The sequence below is a fragment of the Paraburkholderia solitsugae genome (assembly GCF_013177695.1).
GTDB lineage: Bacteria > Pseudomonadota > Gammaproteobacteria > Burkholderiales > Burkholderiaceae > Paraburkholderia > Paraburkholderia solitsugae.
In genome coordinates this window covers 19,323-33,990 of sequence record NZ_WOEY01000135.1, presented here as the reverse complement: position 1 = coordinate 33,990, position 14,668 = coordinate 19,323, and the positions used below count along the sequence as shown (strand labels likewise).

Here is a 14,668-nt window from a genome sequence, read left to right as displayed (position 1 = left end):
AGTTCATCCGCCGGCATGCGCTCATGCACCGTCTGTTTCATGCGTATCGTGAGAATTCGGAAGTGGATGTGACGTCACGAGAACGCATGCTAGAGATTGCAAAGAACCGCGCAACCGATGTATTTCGCGCATTCCCAATCGACTGGAGTATTGAAGATGACTCAAGCACAAGCGAAGCCCGGAAAGACCCTCTTGTCCCCTAACGATCACACGCTGATCATGATCGACCATCAATCGCAGATGGCATTCGCGACGAAGTCGATCGATGCGGTTCTTCTACGCAACAATGCCGCATTGGTCGCGAAGGCGGCCCGCGAGTTTTGGCGTCTCGACGATTCTGACTACCGTCGCAGAAAAGAGCTTCTCCGGTCCGATTTTCGAAGAAATCAGCTCGACATTTCCTGGCCAGGAGACGATCGATCGGACTTCTATGAATGCGTGGGAGGACTCTCGCGTCACAGCTCGCGTAAACGAAATCGGAAAACCACGCATCGTGATGGCGGGTCTCTGGACCAGCGTCTGTATCGTCGGGCCGGCACTTTCGGCGCTTGATCAGGGCTTTGAGGTGTACGTGATCGCTGATGCATGCGGCGATGTTTCGGACGAAGCGCATCAACGCGCGTTAGATCGCCTCGTCCAACAGGGCGCCCGCCCGATGACGTCGCTGCAGTATTTGCTCGAGCTGCAACGCGATTGGGCTCGGACCGAAACCTACAATGAAACGGTTAAAACCTCGATAGCGCATGGCGGCGGTTACGGACTAGGTCTGGTCTATGCGAAGACGATGTTCGGCGGTTCCGAGGGACACTGAACAAGATTTATCATACCCGCTCGGCTTTGGTCGATTATCGCCGCCGGTCGAGTGGGCGACGATAATCGAAGTGCGGATTGACCGGTGGCAGCGATTGGCAAAACAGCGATCATTATATATTTAGGATGGCGATATATTTGCAATGCTATCCGCGCCGCGTGACTAAATCAATCGTCCAATTTGTTTGTCAGTGAATAGTCGTAGGTTGCCAGGGTCTTCGATTGGCGATGCAGCCAGTCGATCTCGTCGCTTCGCGTAATTAACTCGAGCGACTGGCACGCTTCAATCCGATACTTCGACGTCAAGGCAGGACCAATGAAACTCTATCTGTTATCGCTAGGCGCCGGCATCCTGGTCGGCATTATCTATAGCCTGATCCATGTACATTCGCCAGCACCTCCGCTTATCGCACTGCTGGGTCTGCTGGGCATGCTGATCGGCGAGCAGGCGATTCCTTCCGCGAGGCAGTTGTTGGGTTATTCGGCGCCACCGGCGTTATCGCATCAGGTGAGCGGAACCGGTCGTCTTTCCAGCACCCGGTCGGGTCATGCCGTGTTGCAGGCAGACCGGGGGCTTGCTGGCAACGAGGAGGAACACTCATGAGCATTACCATTACTCAACCGGACCTGATCCTGTACAACGGCCGGGTTACGACGCTGGATAGTTCGAACCCCACGGCAACGGCTGTTGCGATCAAGGATGGCAAGTTTGCTGCGGTGGGCAGCGACGTCGAAGTCCTGCTGCTCGCAGGGTCATCAACCCGGGTGATCGACCTGAAGGGGCGCAGAGTACTGCCTGGACTGATCGACAACCACATTCACATCATTCGCGGCGGACTGAACTTCAACATGGAGCTGCGCTGGGATGGCGTGCGCTCCCTTGCTACCGCGATGGACATGCTGCGCGAGCAGGTCGCCGTCACGCCGGCGCCGCAATGGGTGCGCGTGGTGGGTGGATTCACCGAGCATCAATTCGACGAGAAACGCTTGCCCACGATCGAAGAGCTGAATGCGGTTGCACCCGATACACCCGTGTTCATTCTGCATTTGTACGATCGCGCGCTACTGAATGCGGCGGCTCTGCGCGTGGCCGGCTACACGAAGGATACGCCGGAGCCCCCGGGAGGACAGATCGTGCGAGACAGCGCCGGCAATCCGACCGGCCTGCTGCTCGCACAGCCGAATGCATCGATCCTGTACGCGACGCTGGCGAAGGGTCCGAAGCTGCCGTTCGACTATCAGGTGAATTCGACCCGCCACTTCATGCGCGAACTTAACCGGTTGGGCGTGACCGGTGTGATCGACGCGGGCGGTGGCTCCCAGAACTATCCGGACGATTACGAGGTTATCGAGAAACTGTCCGACGAGGGCCAGCTGACGATCCGTCTCGCCTACAACCTGTTCACGCAGAAGCCGAAGGCTGAGAAGGATGACTTCCTGAACTGGACGAAGACGTCGAAGTACAAGCAGGGTAACGATTACTTCCGCCACAACGGCGCAGGCGAGATGCTGGTGTTCTCGGCAGCGGACTTCGAGGACTTTCGTGTCGCGCGTCCGGAGATGCCCCCGCAGATGGAGGGAGAGCTGGAAGAAGTCGTGCGCGTACTGGCGGAGAACCGTTGGCCGTGGCGTATGCATGCGACCTATGACGAAACGATAAGCCGCGCGCTCGACGTGTTCGAGAAGGTCAACAGGGACGTGCCGCTTGCCGGCATCAACTGGTTCTTCGATCACGCCGAGACGATTTCCGAGAAGTCGATGGACCGAATCGCTGCGCTGGGTGGTGGCGTCGCGGTGCAGCATCGGATGGCGTACCAGGGAGAGTACTTTGTCGAGCGTTACGGTGCGAAGGCAGCCGAGGCCACGCCGCCGGTTGCGAAGATGCTGGAGAAGGGAGTCCGGACTTCGGCCGGTACGGACGCAACACGGGTTGCGTCGTACAACCCTTGGGTATCGCTGTCGTGGCTGGTGACGGGCAAGACGGTGGGTGGTCTGCGGATGTATCCGCAGCGCAACTGCCTGGATCGCGAAACAGCCCTGCGCATGTGGACCGAAAATGTGACCTGGTTCTCGAACGAGGAGGGCAAGAAAGGCCGGATCGAGGCAGGTCAGTTTGCAGACCTGATCGTCCCGGACCGCGACTTCTTAGCGTGCGCGGAGGACGAGATTGCCGATACCACGTCGCTGCTGACCGTGGTGGGTGGCAAGGTGGTATACGGCACGGGTGAATTCGCGTCGCTCGACGACAGCGCACCGCCGCCCGCGATGCCGGACTGGTCGCCGGTGCGCCGCTTTGGTGGTTTCGCCGCGTGGAAGAACGCGAGCGGCAACGGCGAAGCGGCGCTGCAGCAGGTCGCAGCGGCGTCGTGTGGTTGTGCGACGGCATGCGGTGTGCACGGTCACGCGCATGCCCGCGCGTGGACGGCCAATGCGCCGACCTCGGACCTGCATGGCTTCTGGGGCGCGCTCGGCTGCTCCTGCTGGGCGGTCTGACGTGAGAACAGGCGCGCTGCTGGGAAATCCGTCGTGGGTGGCCGCGTTGCTGGCACGGTCGTGGGTGCTGCCGCTGGCGCGGCTCGCCCTCGTGTCTGCGTATCTGATCGGGGGCGTCGACAAGCTCGCGCATTTCCATGACGCCATTCTGGAGCAGGAGCATTTCGGCCTGCATCCAGGGGCGCTGTGGGCGACGCTGGCGATTGTCGTCGAACTGGGCGGCTCCTTCTGCGTGGTTTTCAACCGGCTTGTCTGGCTGGGCGCAGGCGGGCTGTCCGCACTGACCGCCGTTGCCATGCTGGTCGCCAACAATTTCTGGAGTCTGACTGGCAATGCACGTTTCAGCGCATTGAACGGTTTTTTTGAGCACCTCGGGCTGATTGCTGCCTTTATTGCGGTGACCTATCTGGCCAGCGGCGCACACCGGTCCCGTGGCAAGGCATAGCTGAACCCAAAGAGGAACTTTCACCATCATGCATAACAGAGGAACTTTCAACATCATGCGTAAATTCCGTTCCCTCGCTGTAACCGCGCTGGTCGCGGGAACGCTCGCCGTAACCTCGTCGCTGGCGCTAGCCACCCCCCCGGTGCTAGCGAGGCCCGCGGCGGTGCCGTCGTTGGCCGTCGGGCCGCAGTACGACACGACACACGTCTACGTCGCGCCCGAGGACTTCGACAAATTCACCGACAGCTTCGTCGCGACGTTTGGCGGCCATAAGTCGCGGCAGGGCGTTTTCCAGGTGACGCCGACGCCGAGCCAGACGATGTCGCAGCTCGTGTTCACGCCGGCCGGCACGTTGTCGGTATTTGGCTTCAAGACGCCGGTTCCGTACCCGTTCGGCAGTGAGCGCACCGGTTATCTCGTGACCGACATGGATGCGGCGGTGAAGTCGGCGAAGGCGCATGGCGCGGATGTATACGTGGACACGTTCCCGGATCCGATCGGGCGTGATGCGCTGATCTCGTGGCCAGGTGGTGTGCATATGCAGCTGTACTGGCACACGCAGGCGCCGCATTACGATCCGCTGGAGACGGTGCCGGAAAATCGCGTGTATGTGTCGCCGAAGCGCGCGAACGCGCTCATCCGCGATTTCGTATCGTTCTCGCACGGCAAGGTCGTGTCCGACGACCGCAAGGCGCCGGGCATCGAGATTGGCCGGCCGAGCGACACGTATCGGCGCGTGCGGATCGAGTCGGGCTTCGGCAAGATCACCGTCCTCGTGACCGACGGCCATCTGCCTTACCCGTTCGGGCACGAGTTGACCGGCTACGAGGTGAAGGATCTCGCCGGCACGCTGAAGAAAGCGCAGGCGGCTGGCGCGACCGTACTCGTGCAGCCGTTCACCTCGGGTGGCCGCGACGCCGCGCTCGTGCGGTTCCCGGGCGGTTACATCGCCGAGATTCACGCGGCCGCGCACTAAGCCCGGCCGGATGTACCGGCCGTCCTCACCCGGGGAGAGGGTGGGGACGGTCTGCGGCCAAGCCAGAGACCCCGGAAGACGGGGCCCGTCACTATCAGTCGTTCCTCGCAGGAATGGCGTTTGCGTCGAAGGCAGGCGGCTTGCTCCATTCGTGCCCCCGCATGAAATCATCATATTCCGTACGGACAATATGGTTTGTGTAATTGCCCAAGATCTTTGCCGCTACACCGAGCAATACCTCTAGCACGTTTCGGCGAAAGTAACCCGCCGCCAGAAAGGCATTGATGTCCGCTTCAGCAACGAAACCACGTTCCCGTACTACGTGAGTCGTGAAGCGACGCAACGCTTCAAGCTTCGGATCCGCGAGTGGCTTGCCTTCACGTAGGGCAGCGACGAGTGTCTGATCCATGCCAACCTGCAACGCGCGAGCGCTGTGTCCAGCCATCGAGTAGTGGCAGTTGTTCTCGAAGTTTGCAGTCATCGATACAACTTGCTGTTCCACTGCGCCCAACGTGCTCTTGGAGAAAAGTTCGAGAAGTGTGAAATAGCCGGACAGTGCTTCCGGCGACTCCGCCAAATGTGCCTGGAGATTCGGCACGACGCCAAAAATACGTTCTGCCTGTTGGAGGCCCGGTTGAGACGCAGCAGGGGCGGTTGCGGCTGTATATGCGAGAAACTTGGCCATCGACTGCCTCGGATCAAAAACAATAGGGACACCAGTGTCGCTGATGCGGCACCTTCGCAGTAGGCGCCGCCGGAGCATAAGAGCTATTCCTGACTTGCATGGAGCGTCAGCGCTCGGTTCGGTTTGAAAGTCCTGATTCGTCAGAGAAAGCGGCTCACGGATATTGCGCTTAGGTCGGCTCGTCGGGGTGCGATGGGTGGGCCGAAGACATTCTTTTGCAAACGGTTGCGCGATTCGCCTATTTTTGCGTGCCCTGTCTACCTGAGTAATCAGGGTTAACTATGGTGTCCAGGATGGTGTCTAGGCTTTGACATCGGGTAGTTTGCAAATTATTATGCAAACGATTGCACCGATGGAGACGTCCTGTGGAAGATTCAAACCATCTGAAGAACATCGTCGACGACGCCGCTTCGATAACCGCCGTTGTCAAGGCGGCCATGAGCCAGACCGACAATCCTCGGCTCAAGGAACTCCTCGACGCGCTGGTGGAGCATGGTCACGCGTTCCTGAAACAGGTGAAGCTGACGGACGAGGAATTCGAGAAGGGCCTTGATTTCGTCAGGGCGGTCGGCCTGGCTTGTAACGACAGGCACAATGAAGTCGTTCTGCTCGCTGACGTGCTGGGTCTCTCGACCCTGGTGACGTTGCTGAACAACTCGGACGCAAGCGGCCGAACGCCGGGCGCCCTGCTGGGGCCGTTCTACCGGGGCGACTCGCCGCAGTACGCGAATGGAGAAAGCATCGCATGTGAGAACTCGCCCGGCGCTCCGCTCTTCGTGAACGGACGCGTGCTCAACATCCAGGGCGAGCCGGTTGCCAACGCTAAAGTCGACATCTGGCAGGCCTCGCCAGTCGGCTTGTACGAAAACCAGGACTCGAGCCAGCCCGACAAGAACCTGCGCGGTCACTTCTACACGGACAGCGAGGGGCGTTTTACCTGCAAGAGTGTGCGTCCTGCCGGCTACCCTGTGCCCACCGACGGGCCGGTAGGCGTGCTGCTTGAAAAGCAGAATCGCCACCCGTTCCGGCCAGCGCATCTGCACTTCGTCATCATCGCGCAAGGCTACGCAACCCTGGTCTCGCAAGTGTTCGCCGATGACTCGGAGCACCTGAATTCCGACGTCGTGTTTGGTGTCAACCGCTGTCTCGTCGGCACGTTCCAGCGCCACGATTCCGGCACGGGTCCGAGACAGGACGTAGACAGGCTGTACTACACACTCGACTACGACTTCGTTCTTGCCGAAGGAACGCCGACCTATCCCACTCCTCCCATCAAGTAAAGAAGAGGTCTCACGTGTCGAACACACTTTCAGGGAAGGTTGCGGTCATCCTGGGCGGAACCGGCGGTATCGGCGCTGCTGCGGCTCACCGTCTTGGGCAAGCCGGCGCCCGCGTCGTCGTGGTCGGTCAGCGTGAGCTCGCCAAGGCGCAGCGGGTAGCCGACGATCTGCCGGGTGAGGGCCACAGCGCGGCGCTCGCTTCCATTACCGAGAGCGAGAGCCTGAGCGCGCTGGCCGGGTTGGTGCGCGACCGGTATGGCCGCGCCGATATTCTCGTGAACACGGCGGGCTTCACTCAGCCCGTCAAGCATGCCGACCTGGATGCGCTCACCGACGAATTGATCGATAAGATTCTGAAGGTCAACTGGCGCGGGCAATTCGCAGCCATCCGTGCTTTCCGCGAACTGCTCGAGGCGTCGGGGGACGGCCTGGTCGTCAACGTTTCCTCGATTTCCGGCACGACGGGTAATGGCAGCAACATCGCCTACTGCGCGGCCAAAGCCGGGCTTGATGTGATGGCGGTCTCGCTTGGCCGCGCGCTTGCACCTCGCATTCGTGTCCTGAACGTGTCCCCGGGGGTAGTTGACACGTCGTTCGTTCCCGGTCGTGGCGATGACTTCAACGACAAGGTCGCGGCCACCACGCCGCTAGGCCGCATCGCGACGCCAGACGATATCGCGGCCGCCATCGAGGCCTGCGCCACTCATCTGAAATTCAGCACCGGGGTGACCATCGTCGTGGACGGTGGCCGTCGCCTGAACTAGTTGCAGCGAGGCCCAACATGCATTCCCGCAAGACCATCATCACCTGTGCTGTAACAGGCAATATCACCAAACCGGAGCAACATCCGGGGCTGCCGATCACACCCGAGCAGATCGCGACCGCCTCGCTCGATGCGGCACGCGCCGGTGCGGCCGCCGTTCACATCCATGTGCGTGATCCCGAGACGGGACGGCCCTCGATGGATGTGAAACTTTACCGGGAAGTCATCGAGCGCATCCGCGCGGTGAATGCCGATCTCATCATCAATCTGACCACCGGCCCGGGCGGCCGCTTTATTCCGAGTGACGACGACCCCAGAGTCGCGGCGCCGGGCACGACCTTGCTGCCGCCGGAAAGGCGCGTCGAGCACATTCTCGAACTCAAGCCGGACATCTGCAGTCTCGACCTGAACACGATGAACTCTGGTGGCGACGTTGTCATCAATACACCTAAGAATGTCACGCGCATGGCTAACGTCATTCGCGAGGCGGGCGTCAAGCCCGAGCTTGAGATTTTCGACTCCGGTGACTTGCACCTGGCATTAGACCTGATCAAGGAGGGCGTTCTTGACGGGCCGGGGCTCTGGACGCTGGTGATGGGCGTCAAATATGGCTTCTCGGCCAGTCCGGAAACGCTTCTCTACGCGCGCAATCTGCTACCCCGTCACGCCGTCTGGTCGGCCTTCGGTGTCGGCCGTTTCGAATTTCCGATCGTCGCCCAGTCATGGTTGGCGGGCGGGCATGTCAGGGTCGGGCTTGAGGACAACATCTACATCGCCAAGGGCGTGCTCGCCAACAGCAATGCGGAGCTGGTCACGCGTGCACGCGACATTGTGCACGCGCTTGGCGGCGAACTGGCGACCAGTCAGGAGGCGCGCGAGCTTCTAGGGCTGAACGGATAAGCGCGTACTCGATGGGGCTGTCGTCAGGTCAGGCGGCATGTTGGCCGCAGGGGTGGTCCTTACGCCGCGCAAGGTGGTGGGAACGGGCGAGTTATCTTGACCTTTTAGGAAATTAGAAAATGAAAACAATTCGTGTCATGGAAAAGAGCGTCGATATCAACTCGCTCGATCTGCATATCGGCGCGCAAGATGCGCCGGACGTCGAGTTTGCCGAGTGTCTCGTGCGCGTGGTGAGCGCGGCAGTGAATCCGAGCGACGTGAAGGCCGTGCTCGGCTTCATGCCGCATGCGGTGTGGCCGCGCACGCCGGGTCGGGATTACGCGGGCATTGTTGTCGAGGGGCCGCAGGAGATGCTTGGCAAGGAAGTGTGGGGGAGCGGCGGCGAGCTGGGTATCCGGCGCGACGGCACGCACGCCGGCTATCTCACCGTGCCCGTGGGCAGTGTGCGCGCCAAACCCGGAAATCTGACCATGGAGGAGGCGGGGGCGATCGGCGTTCCCTTCGTTACCGCCTTCGAAGGACTGCAACGGGCGGGGGGCGTGGAAGAAGGCGACGTCGTCCTCGTGCTGGGCGCAAACGGAAAGGTGGGGCAGGCGGCGATACAACTTGCGACCCAGGCTGGGGCGCAGGTGTTTGGTGTCGAACGCACGAATGAACCGTACATCGGCCATGCGAACGCCGACGTCACCATGATCGACGCCTCGTCGCAAAATCTCGACGAGGTGGTTCGGCGATTGACAGATGGCCATGGCGCGGACATCGTGTACAACACGGTTGGCAGTCCATACTTCGAAAATGCCAACAAGGCCATGGCGGTACGAGGGACGCAGATTTTCATCTCCACCATCGAACGTCCGGTGCCATTTGACATCTTTACGTTCTATCGGGGGCAGCACACCTATGTCGGCATCGATACGCTTGCACTCGACAGCACGGAAGGCGCGCTCATTCTCGACGCGTTGTTGCCCGCCTTCGAGCTTGGCACGTTAAAGCCTTTTCCCATTGTTGAGGAATTTGTCTTCGATCTCTCTGACGCAGCGCTCGCATATCAGGCTGTTTTCCGCGGCGCGGCGAACCGGGTTCTGCTCAAGCCATGAACGTAACCCGCTTTGAAGATGCGCCTGAATATTATCCGCCCAACCACTTTTCGATGCGGTGCGTCCGGCTTCAAGGCCATGAAGCCGGACCGGCAGAGTCGCTGTGGCTAGGGGTTTCGGTGATCGAGCCAGGTGGCTACACCACATCGGATGCGTCGCGCGTTGAAAAACACTACGTGGTACTGGAAGGGGAAGTCATCGTTATAACCGATGAAGGCGAGGTTATTCTCGCGGCCTTCGATTCGTGCCGTATTGCACCGGGAGAACGGCGGGCATTGCAAAACCGTTCCCGCAGCCCGGCGAAGATTCTGCTGGCAATGCCGTTTCCACCCGAGCAATGCTGAAGGGGCGACGGTAGTGATAAGCGCCCGCGTGCTTCCCATGGCGACCCGCAAAGCTTGCGCATGATGCATTCAACGTGTGTTGTAACGGATATGCGGCTTGGCGCTGGTGAACAGCGGCATGCCGAGCCCGCCGCTGTCGGCTGCTTTCTCTATGTGCGGCACGGCGGTGTGTGGATAACGGTGGGGCGACGCGCGTACTGTGTGACACAAGGCGATGGCATCTGGCTTCCGCAGTCGGTCACGCATAGTGTCTCCGCGGTGTACGACGCTGATATTTGCGCGCTTCGAGTCGATACCGGCGTGAGCACCGATTTCGTACCGGCGGCGCGCGTTCTGCGTTGCTCCGATGTATTAGTCGCGATCTTCTCGGCGACGCAACGAGCGATTATCGAACGCTCATATGCAGTGGTTGTAGCTCTGTTAGCTGATGAGCTGCGCGCGGTGCATGAGACTGGAGGGACTTTTGCTGTCCGCATGCCGTCACCGGGAAGCCGTGTCGCGGCGCTATGCGAGGCGCTGCTCATGCATCCGACCAAGGATATGGCGCTCAGGGACGCGGCAAGCCGTGCGGGAGTCAGCTGCCGTACTTTGAGCCGGATTTTTACCAGGGAGCTCGGCGTTAGTGTCGGCCGATGGCGCCGGGAGGTGCAAGTAGGGGTGGCGATGTGCGCGCTTGTACGCGGGATTTCCGTGGCCGAGACGGCCCGTGTTCTTGGCTTCACGTCGAGCGCATTTTCGACGTTCTTTAAATCACGGATTGGCCATTCACCGCGCGAATGGCTCGCGCGTCAGCGCATCAGGCCGCCTGAAGAAAGCGCTTCAGGCTGAACCTCGGCGGTTCTGTACTCACTCAGCAGAAGCGGGAGCGGATTTCGGCGCTCTCGCTCGCTGCGGCGTATTGCGTGGCATGGCAGTTGAGCCACGAACCATCAGTTCGGGGGGAAGCGTAATGCGGTGTGGGGCCGAACCCGGTGCCGCAATCATCCCGAGCAGCAGTCTTGCGGCCTGCCGGCCCATTTCCCGGTGCTGGATGCGCAGCGTGGTTAATGGCGGATGGAGCATGTCGAGGAGCGGCATGTCGTTGTGACCGATGAGCGAAATATCTTTCGGACACACCAGACCTTGTTCCGCGAAAACGTCATAGCACCCCAGCGCGATCAGGTCATTCGCGGCAATGATCGCAGTGACGCTTTTGTGTTCCTTCAGCAACTGCTCGCAGGCGACCCGGCCCGCTTCACGCGTGAATTCCGCCGCCTCGAGGACGACCGTCCCGGTCAGGCGATGCTGCTGCGTCGCCATCTGGAAACCCTGGATTCGCGAGAGCCCGGTTGCCAGGCGCTCAGGGCCGGAGAGATGCGCAATCCGCTTGTGCCCCAGTTCCACCAGGTGATCGACTGCAAGCTTCATGGAGAGGAAGTCGTCGTTGATCACTTCCGGCACCTGTCCGCCTTCTTCCGCACGATTCACCAGCACGACGGGTATGCCATCGAGAATGCAACGGCGTACTAGCGGGTCGTGACGAGCAGCGGTTGCGAGAACCAGGCCGTCGACCTGGCGCTCGAGCATCTGCTCAAGCATGCGTTCCTGGTCTTTCAATGTTCCAACGGTATTGGCGATCAGGACGCCATAACCAACGGCCGCGAGTTCTTCCTCGATGCCACAAACAATCGGCGGGAATACCGGGTTCTCGATATCGGGCAGGCACACCCCGACCACCCTTGACTGGCCTCCGCGGAGCGCGGACGCGAGCTTGTTCTGACGGTAACCCAGCGATTTCGCGGATGCCAATACTCTGCGAACGACTTCGTCCCCAATCAGGTGACGGGTTGCAGGATTGAGGGCTCGCGAGACCGTCGACGCGTTGACAGACGCATGCAGCGCGACTTCGCGAATGGTGACACGGTTCGTTGTCCGGGATTCTGATGTTTTGGCCATGGAAGCCATTGTATAGGTGCAAAGGGTTGCGCTCAATGTTGCAAGTACAAACCCTATGCGGCAAGCGGCATAAATGATTTGACAAAGGTGTCTGTCGGGATAGTATATGCATACGTTTGCATAAAAATTGTCGCGCAGTAGAAGCAGAGTTGGTATTGGCATTCGCGATGCAGCAAAAGCTTAATAATTAGTTCGCTTTTTTAGGCAAACGATTGCATTGATTGTGCACAAAATCGAACGTGTTCCCCGGGATGCATTCCCGCAACCGGGCAGGCATATCGGACTCGGGCACGCGCTAGATGCCTGCCAAAAAACAGTTAAACGGAGACGACCTTGAAACTGACCACAGAACTTACGAACCGACTGGCGAAAAAGCGCGTGCTCATCACCTGTGCGTTCGCACTGGGCATTGCCGCAGGGCCAAACGCATTTGCGACAGGCGAGAGCGTCGCGGCTTTCTACAAGAATCAGGTTGATCCGCATTTCGCGCTCGTCCACGCCGGCGTCGACGCGGCAGCAAAGGAACTCGGCGTTTCGGTGACCCATTACGCGCCGACGCGACCCAATGATCTTGGCGAGCAGATCAGTGAACTTGAGGACGTCAGTGTCAAGAAACCGAGCGTCGTGCTGTTCATGGGTGTCAATCCTCATGGCGTCGTTCCGGAGATCGAGAAGGTCAACGCGATCGGTATCCCGATCATCAACTACAACGACCGGGTCGCAGGCGGAAAATTCGCCTCCGTCGTCGTTGCCGATGACTTCAATCTTGGGCTGGACGTCGGCCGCTATCTGCTGAAGAACATCGGCGGTAAAGGCAATGTGGTCATTCTTGAAGGTGTGAAGGGTTCCACCACCAGTGATGAGCGGGTACGCGGTTTTCACAAGGCGCTGGAGGAGTTTCCGAACGTCAGGCTCCTCGCCTCCCAGCCCGCGAACTATCAGCGTTTGCAGGCGCTTCAGGTCATGGAGAACCTGATTCAGTCGAATCCAAAGATCGACGGTGTTCTCGCGGCGGCGGACGTGATGGCGATGGGGGCCATCGAGGCATTGGAGGCGGCCGGGCAGAAGCAGGTCAAGGTGGTGGGTATCGGGGGCGTGCCCGAGTCGGTCAAAGCCATCGAGGACGGCCGACTGCTGGCGACCGCCGAATTCAACGGCTACAAGATGGGTTGCATTGCCACGATGGCGGCCGTGAGGACGGTGCGTAAGGAGCCCGTTCCGCAGACCATTCTGATCAAAGGCATCGTCATCGATAAAACGAACTACGCGCCATTCGAAGTGCCGGGCGACAAACGGCAGTGTCCGAAGTGGGGCGATGTCGTGAGCAACTAACGACGCAAGCGTTCGCGCTGCCGCGGTGCCGGATATCGTTCGAACGATATCCGGCACCCGCCGGCGACTGCTCAAGCCACAAAATGAAGGCAAACATGGAAACTACGATTCCAACCGATGGCGTGCCTCTTCTGGAATTGCGCAAGATCTGCAAGAGCTTCCCCGGTGTGCGCGCCCTGACCGACGTCGATCTTCAGTTGTATGCCGGTGAAGTGCATATGCTGCTCGGGGAGAACGGCGCAGGGAAGTCGTCCTTGATGAAGGTACTGTTTGGCGCGTACAGAGCCGACTCCGGCGAGTTCTTTAGCGACGGCCTACCCATAACAATCGAGTCGCCCGCTGACGCCAAACGACTCGGCATTGCGGTGATCTTCCAGGAGTTCTCCCTTGTACCGCATCTGAACATCGCGCAGAACATCTACGTTGGCCGCGAACCGCGCAATCGCTTTGGCCTGATCGATCATCGCAAGATGCATCTCGACGCGAGAGCCGCGCTCGAAGAACTTGGGCTTGCCTACGATACCCATGCGTATGCGGCCGACCTCGGCGTCGCGCAGCAGCAGATGGTGGAGATCGCGAAGGCGCTCTCGCACCATGCCCGCGTGGTGGTCATGGACGAGCCGACGGCAGCGATTTCCGATCGTGAGGCCGAGGCGCTATTCAGTGTCGTCAGGAAGCTGCGCGAGTCCGGTGCCGCGATTGTCTATATCTCCCATCGCATGAAGGAGGTGTTCGACCTGGGCGATCGCGTCACGGTCTTGCGTGACGGCCGTCTGGTGCAGTCGATGCCGGCCAGCGCGGCGACACCCGATGAACTCATCGCGTTGATGGTTGGCCGCTCAGTCGGGACGGTATACAAGCGCCAGTATTTCGGCGAGCCGGGCAAGGTCGCGCTCGACGTGCGCCAGTTGACCACGACAACCGGCGTTCGAGGTGTCGATCTGCAGGTTCGGTGCGGTGAAATCGTCGGACTTTCGGGGCTTGTTGGCGCCGGGCGTACGGAAGTCGTGCGGGCGGTCTTCGGCGCGGACCCGATTCAAACCGGGCAGGTGACCGTCTTTGGAGAAGCCGTGACGGGCGGTCCTCACAAAGTCGCAGCAATGGGCGTGGGTCTGATTCCTGAAAACCGGAAGCAGGAGGGGCTGGCGCTGAAGCGCTCAGTGCATGAAAACCTGCTTACCTCCAGCCTGTGGAAACTCTTTCCAAAAGGGTGGTATCAAGCGGAGAAAGCAAGGAGTGCGACTAAAGCGCTCATCGATTCCTTGCGGATTGCGCCTGGTGACCCCAACAAGAGCGCCCGTGTCCTGAGCGGCGGCAATCAGCAGAAGATCGTGATTGGTAAATGGCTCAGTGCCGGATGCCGGCTGTTCATATTCGATGAGCCGACGCGCGGCATAGACATCGGCGCAAAGACGGAAATTTTCAACCTGATCGAGAACCTGATTAAAGACGGTGCCGCCGTTCTGCTCATCAGTTCTGAATTGACGGAGATTGTTCACGTTTGCGATCGCGCGTATGTCATGCGCGAAGGCGTGGTCTCGGGCGAATTGCCTAGAGAAAACCTGAGCGAACAAAACATTCTTCGCCTGGCGATGCATGGGAGTTAAA

General features: G+C 60.0%; 14 protein-coding genes and 1 pseudogene. 13 read left to right on the top strand and 2 right to left on the bottom strand.

What is annotated here, in order from left to right; genetic code table 11:
* Window positions 1-156 precede the first annotated feature (156 nt).
* The 5 genes and pseudogenes from GNZ12_RS35640 (at window position 157) to GNZ12_RS35620 (ending at window position 4,724) form a co-directional block, all read left to right on the top strand.
* Window positions 157-811: pseudogene (locus GNZ12_RS35640) on the top strand (hydrolase).
* A 315-nt stretch (window positions 812-1,126) separates the two neighbouring features.
* Complete coding sequence (locus tag GNZ12_RS35635; RefSeq protein WP_172316658.1) at window positions 1,127-1,414, top strand: DUF1427 family protein; 288 nt, start codon at window positions 1,127-1,129, stop codon at window positions 1,412-1,414.
* Window positions 1,411-3,303, top strand: coding sequence for an amidohydrolase (locus tag GNZ12_RS35630; RefSeq protein ID WP_172316657.1), 1,893 nt, complete (start codon window positions 1,411-1,413; stop codon window positions 3,301-3,303). Before GNZ12_RS35635 ends, GNZ12_RS35630 begins: the two co-directional genes overlap by 4 nt.
* 37 nt (window positions 3,304-3,340) lie before the next feature.
* The gene (locus GNZ12_RS35625) at window positions 3,341-3,748 is read left to right on the top strand and encodes a DoxX family protein (protein ID WP_407947748.1); all 408 of its coding nucleotides are present in this window, start codon (window positions 3,341-3,343) and stop codon (window positions 3,746-3,748) included.
* A 55-nt stretch (window positions 3,749-3,803) separates the two neighbouring features.
* On the top strand, window positions 3,804-4,724 hold the full coding sequence (locus tag GNZ12_RS35620; RefSeq protein ID WP_172316696.1) for a glyoxalase: 921 nt from the start codon (window positions 3,804-3,806) through the stop codon (window positions 4,722-4,724).
* 94 nt (window positions 4,725-4,818) lie between these two features.
* On the opposite strand, the gene GNZ12_RS35615 is transcribed toward GNZ12_RS35620, so the two are convergent.
* Window positions 4,819-5,409, bottom strand: a complete 591-nt coding sequence (locus GNZ12_RS35615; protein WP_172316655.1) for a carboxymuconolactone decarboxylase family protein — start codon at window positions 5,407-5,409, stop codon at window positions 4,819-4,821.
* 437 nt (window positions 5,410-5,846) lie between these two features.
* Here GNZ12_RS35615 and GNZ12_RS35610 point away from each other — a divergent pair, with 437 nt between their 5' ends.
* From GNZ12_RS35610 to GNZ12_RS45400, 6 genes are all read left to right on the top strand, one after another.
* Complete coding sequence (locus tag GNZ12_RS35610) at window positions 5,847-6,689, top strand: dioxygenase family protein (RefSeq protein ID WP_172316695.1); 843 nt, start codon at window positions 5,847-5,849, stop codon at window positions 6,687-6,689.
* 14 nt (window positions 6,690-6,703) lie between these two features.
* Window positions 6,704-7,453, top strand: a complete 750-nt coding sequence (locus tag GNZ12_RS35605) for an SDR family NAD(P)-dependent oxidoreductase (protein ID WP_172316654.1) — start codon at window positions 6,704-6,706, stop codon at window positions 7,451-7,453.
* A 17-nt stretch (window positions 7,454-7,470) separates the two neighbouring features.
* Window positions 7,471-8,352 carry a BKACE family enzyme gene (locus GNZ12_RS35600; protein WP_172316653.1) on the top strand — a complete coding sequence of 294 codons (882 nt, stop codon included), beginning with the start codon at window positions 7,471-7,473 and terminating at the stop codon, window positions 8,350-8,352.
* Window positions 8,353-8,471: 119 nt separating this feature from the next.
* Window positions 8,472-9,449, top strand: a complete 978-nt coding sequence (locus GNZ12_RS35595; protein WP_172316652.1) for a quinone oxidoreductase family protein — start codon at window positions 8,472-8,474, stop codon at window positions 9,447-9,449.
* Window positions 9,446-9,793, top strand: coding sequence for a cupin domain-containing protein (locus GNZ12_RS35590; protein WP_172316651.1), 348 nt, complete (start codon window positions 9,446-9,448; stop codon window positions 9,791-9,793). Before GNZ12_RS35595 ends, GNZ12_RS35590 begins: the two co-directional genes overlap by 4 nt.
* A gap of 300 nt (window positions 9,794-10,093) precedes the next feature.
* Window positions 10,094-10,621, top strand: coding sequence for a helix-turn-helix domain-containing protein (locus GNZ12_RS45400; RefSeq protein ID WP_172316650.1), 528 nt, complete (start codon window positions 10,094-10,096; stop codon window positions 10,619-10,621).
* Window positions 10,622-10,639: 18 nt separating this feature from the next.
* Here the strand turns inward: GNZ12_RS45400 and GNZ12_RS35580 are convergent, their stop codons facing one another.
* On the bottom strand, window positions 10,640-11,764 hold the full coding sequence (locus GNZ12_RS35580; protein WP_328806110.1) for a LacI family DNA-binding transcriptional regulator: 1,125 nt from the start codon (window positions 11,762-11,764) through the stop codon (window positions 10,640-10,642).
* A 297-nt stretch (window positions 11,765-12,061) separates the two neighbouring features.
* Here GNZ12_RS35580 and GNZ12_RS35575 point away from each other — a divergent pair, with 297 nt between their 5' ends.
* Window positions 12,062-13,060, top strand: a complete 999-nt coding sequence (locus GNZ12_RS35575) for a sugar ABC transporter substrate-binding protein (protein ID WP_216673485.1) — start codon at window positions 12,062-12,064, stop codon at window positions 13,058-13,060.
* A gap of 95 nt (window positions 13,061-13,155) precedes the next feature.
* Entirely contained in the window at window positions 13,156-14,667 is a 1,512-nt protein-coding gene (locus tag GNZ12_RS35570; protein WP_172316649.1) for a sugar ABC transporter ATP-binding protein, read from the top strand.
* Window position 14,668: the final 1 nt, after the last annotated feature.

Coding starts and splice junctions, on each gene's coding strand:
- GNZ12_RS35600 (WP_172316653.1), top strand. CDS start 7,471: ATGCATTCCCGCAAGACCATCATCACCTGTGCTGTAACAGGCAATATC.
- GNZ12_RS35570 (WP_172316649.1), top strand. CDS start 13,156: ATGGAAACTACGATTCCAACCGATGGCGTGCCTCTTCTGGAATTGCGC.
- GNZ12_RS35620 (WP_172316696.1), top strand. CDS start 3,804: ATGCGTAAATTCCGTTCCCTCGCTGTAACCGCGCTGGTCGCGGGAACG.
- GNZ12_RS35610 (WP_172316695.1), top strand. CDS start 5,847: ATGAGCCAGACCGACAATCCTCGGCTCAAGGAACTCCTCGACGCGCTG.
- GNZ12_RS35615 (WP_172316655.1), bottom strand. CDS start 5,409: ATGGCCAAGTTTCTCGCATATACAGCCGCAACCGCCCCTGCTGCGTCT.
- GNZ12_RS35595 (WP_172316652.1), top strand. CDS start 8,472: ATGAAAACAATTCGTGTCATGGAAAAGAGCGTCGATATCAACTCGCTC.
- GNZ12_RS35635 (WP_172316658.1), top strand. CDS start 1,127: ATGAAACTCTATCTGTTATCGCTAGGCGCCGGCATCCTGGTCGGCATT.
- GNZ12_RS35590 (WP_172316651.1), top strand. CDS start 9,446: ATGAACGTAACCCGCTTTGAAGATGCGCCTGAATATTATCCGCCCAAC.
- GNZ12_RS35630 (WP_172316657.1), top strand. CDS start 1,411: ATGAGCATTACCATTACTCAACCGGACCTGATCCTGTACAACGGCCGG.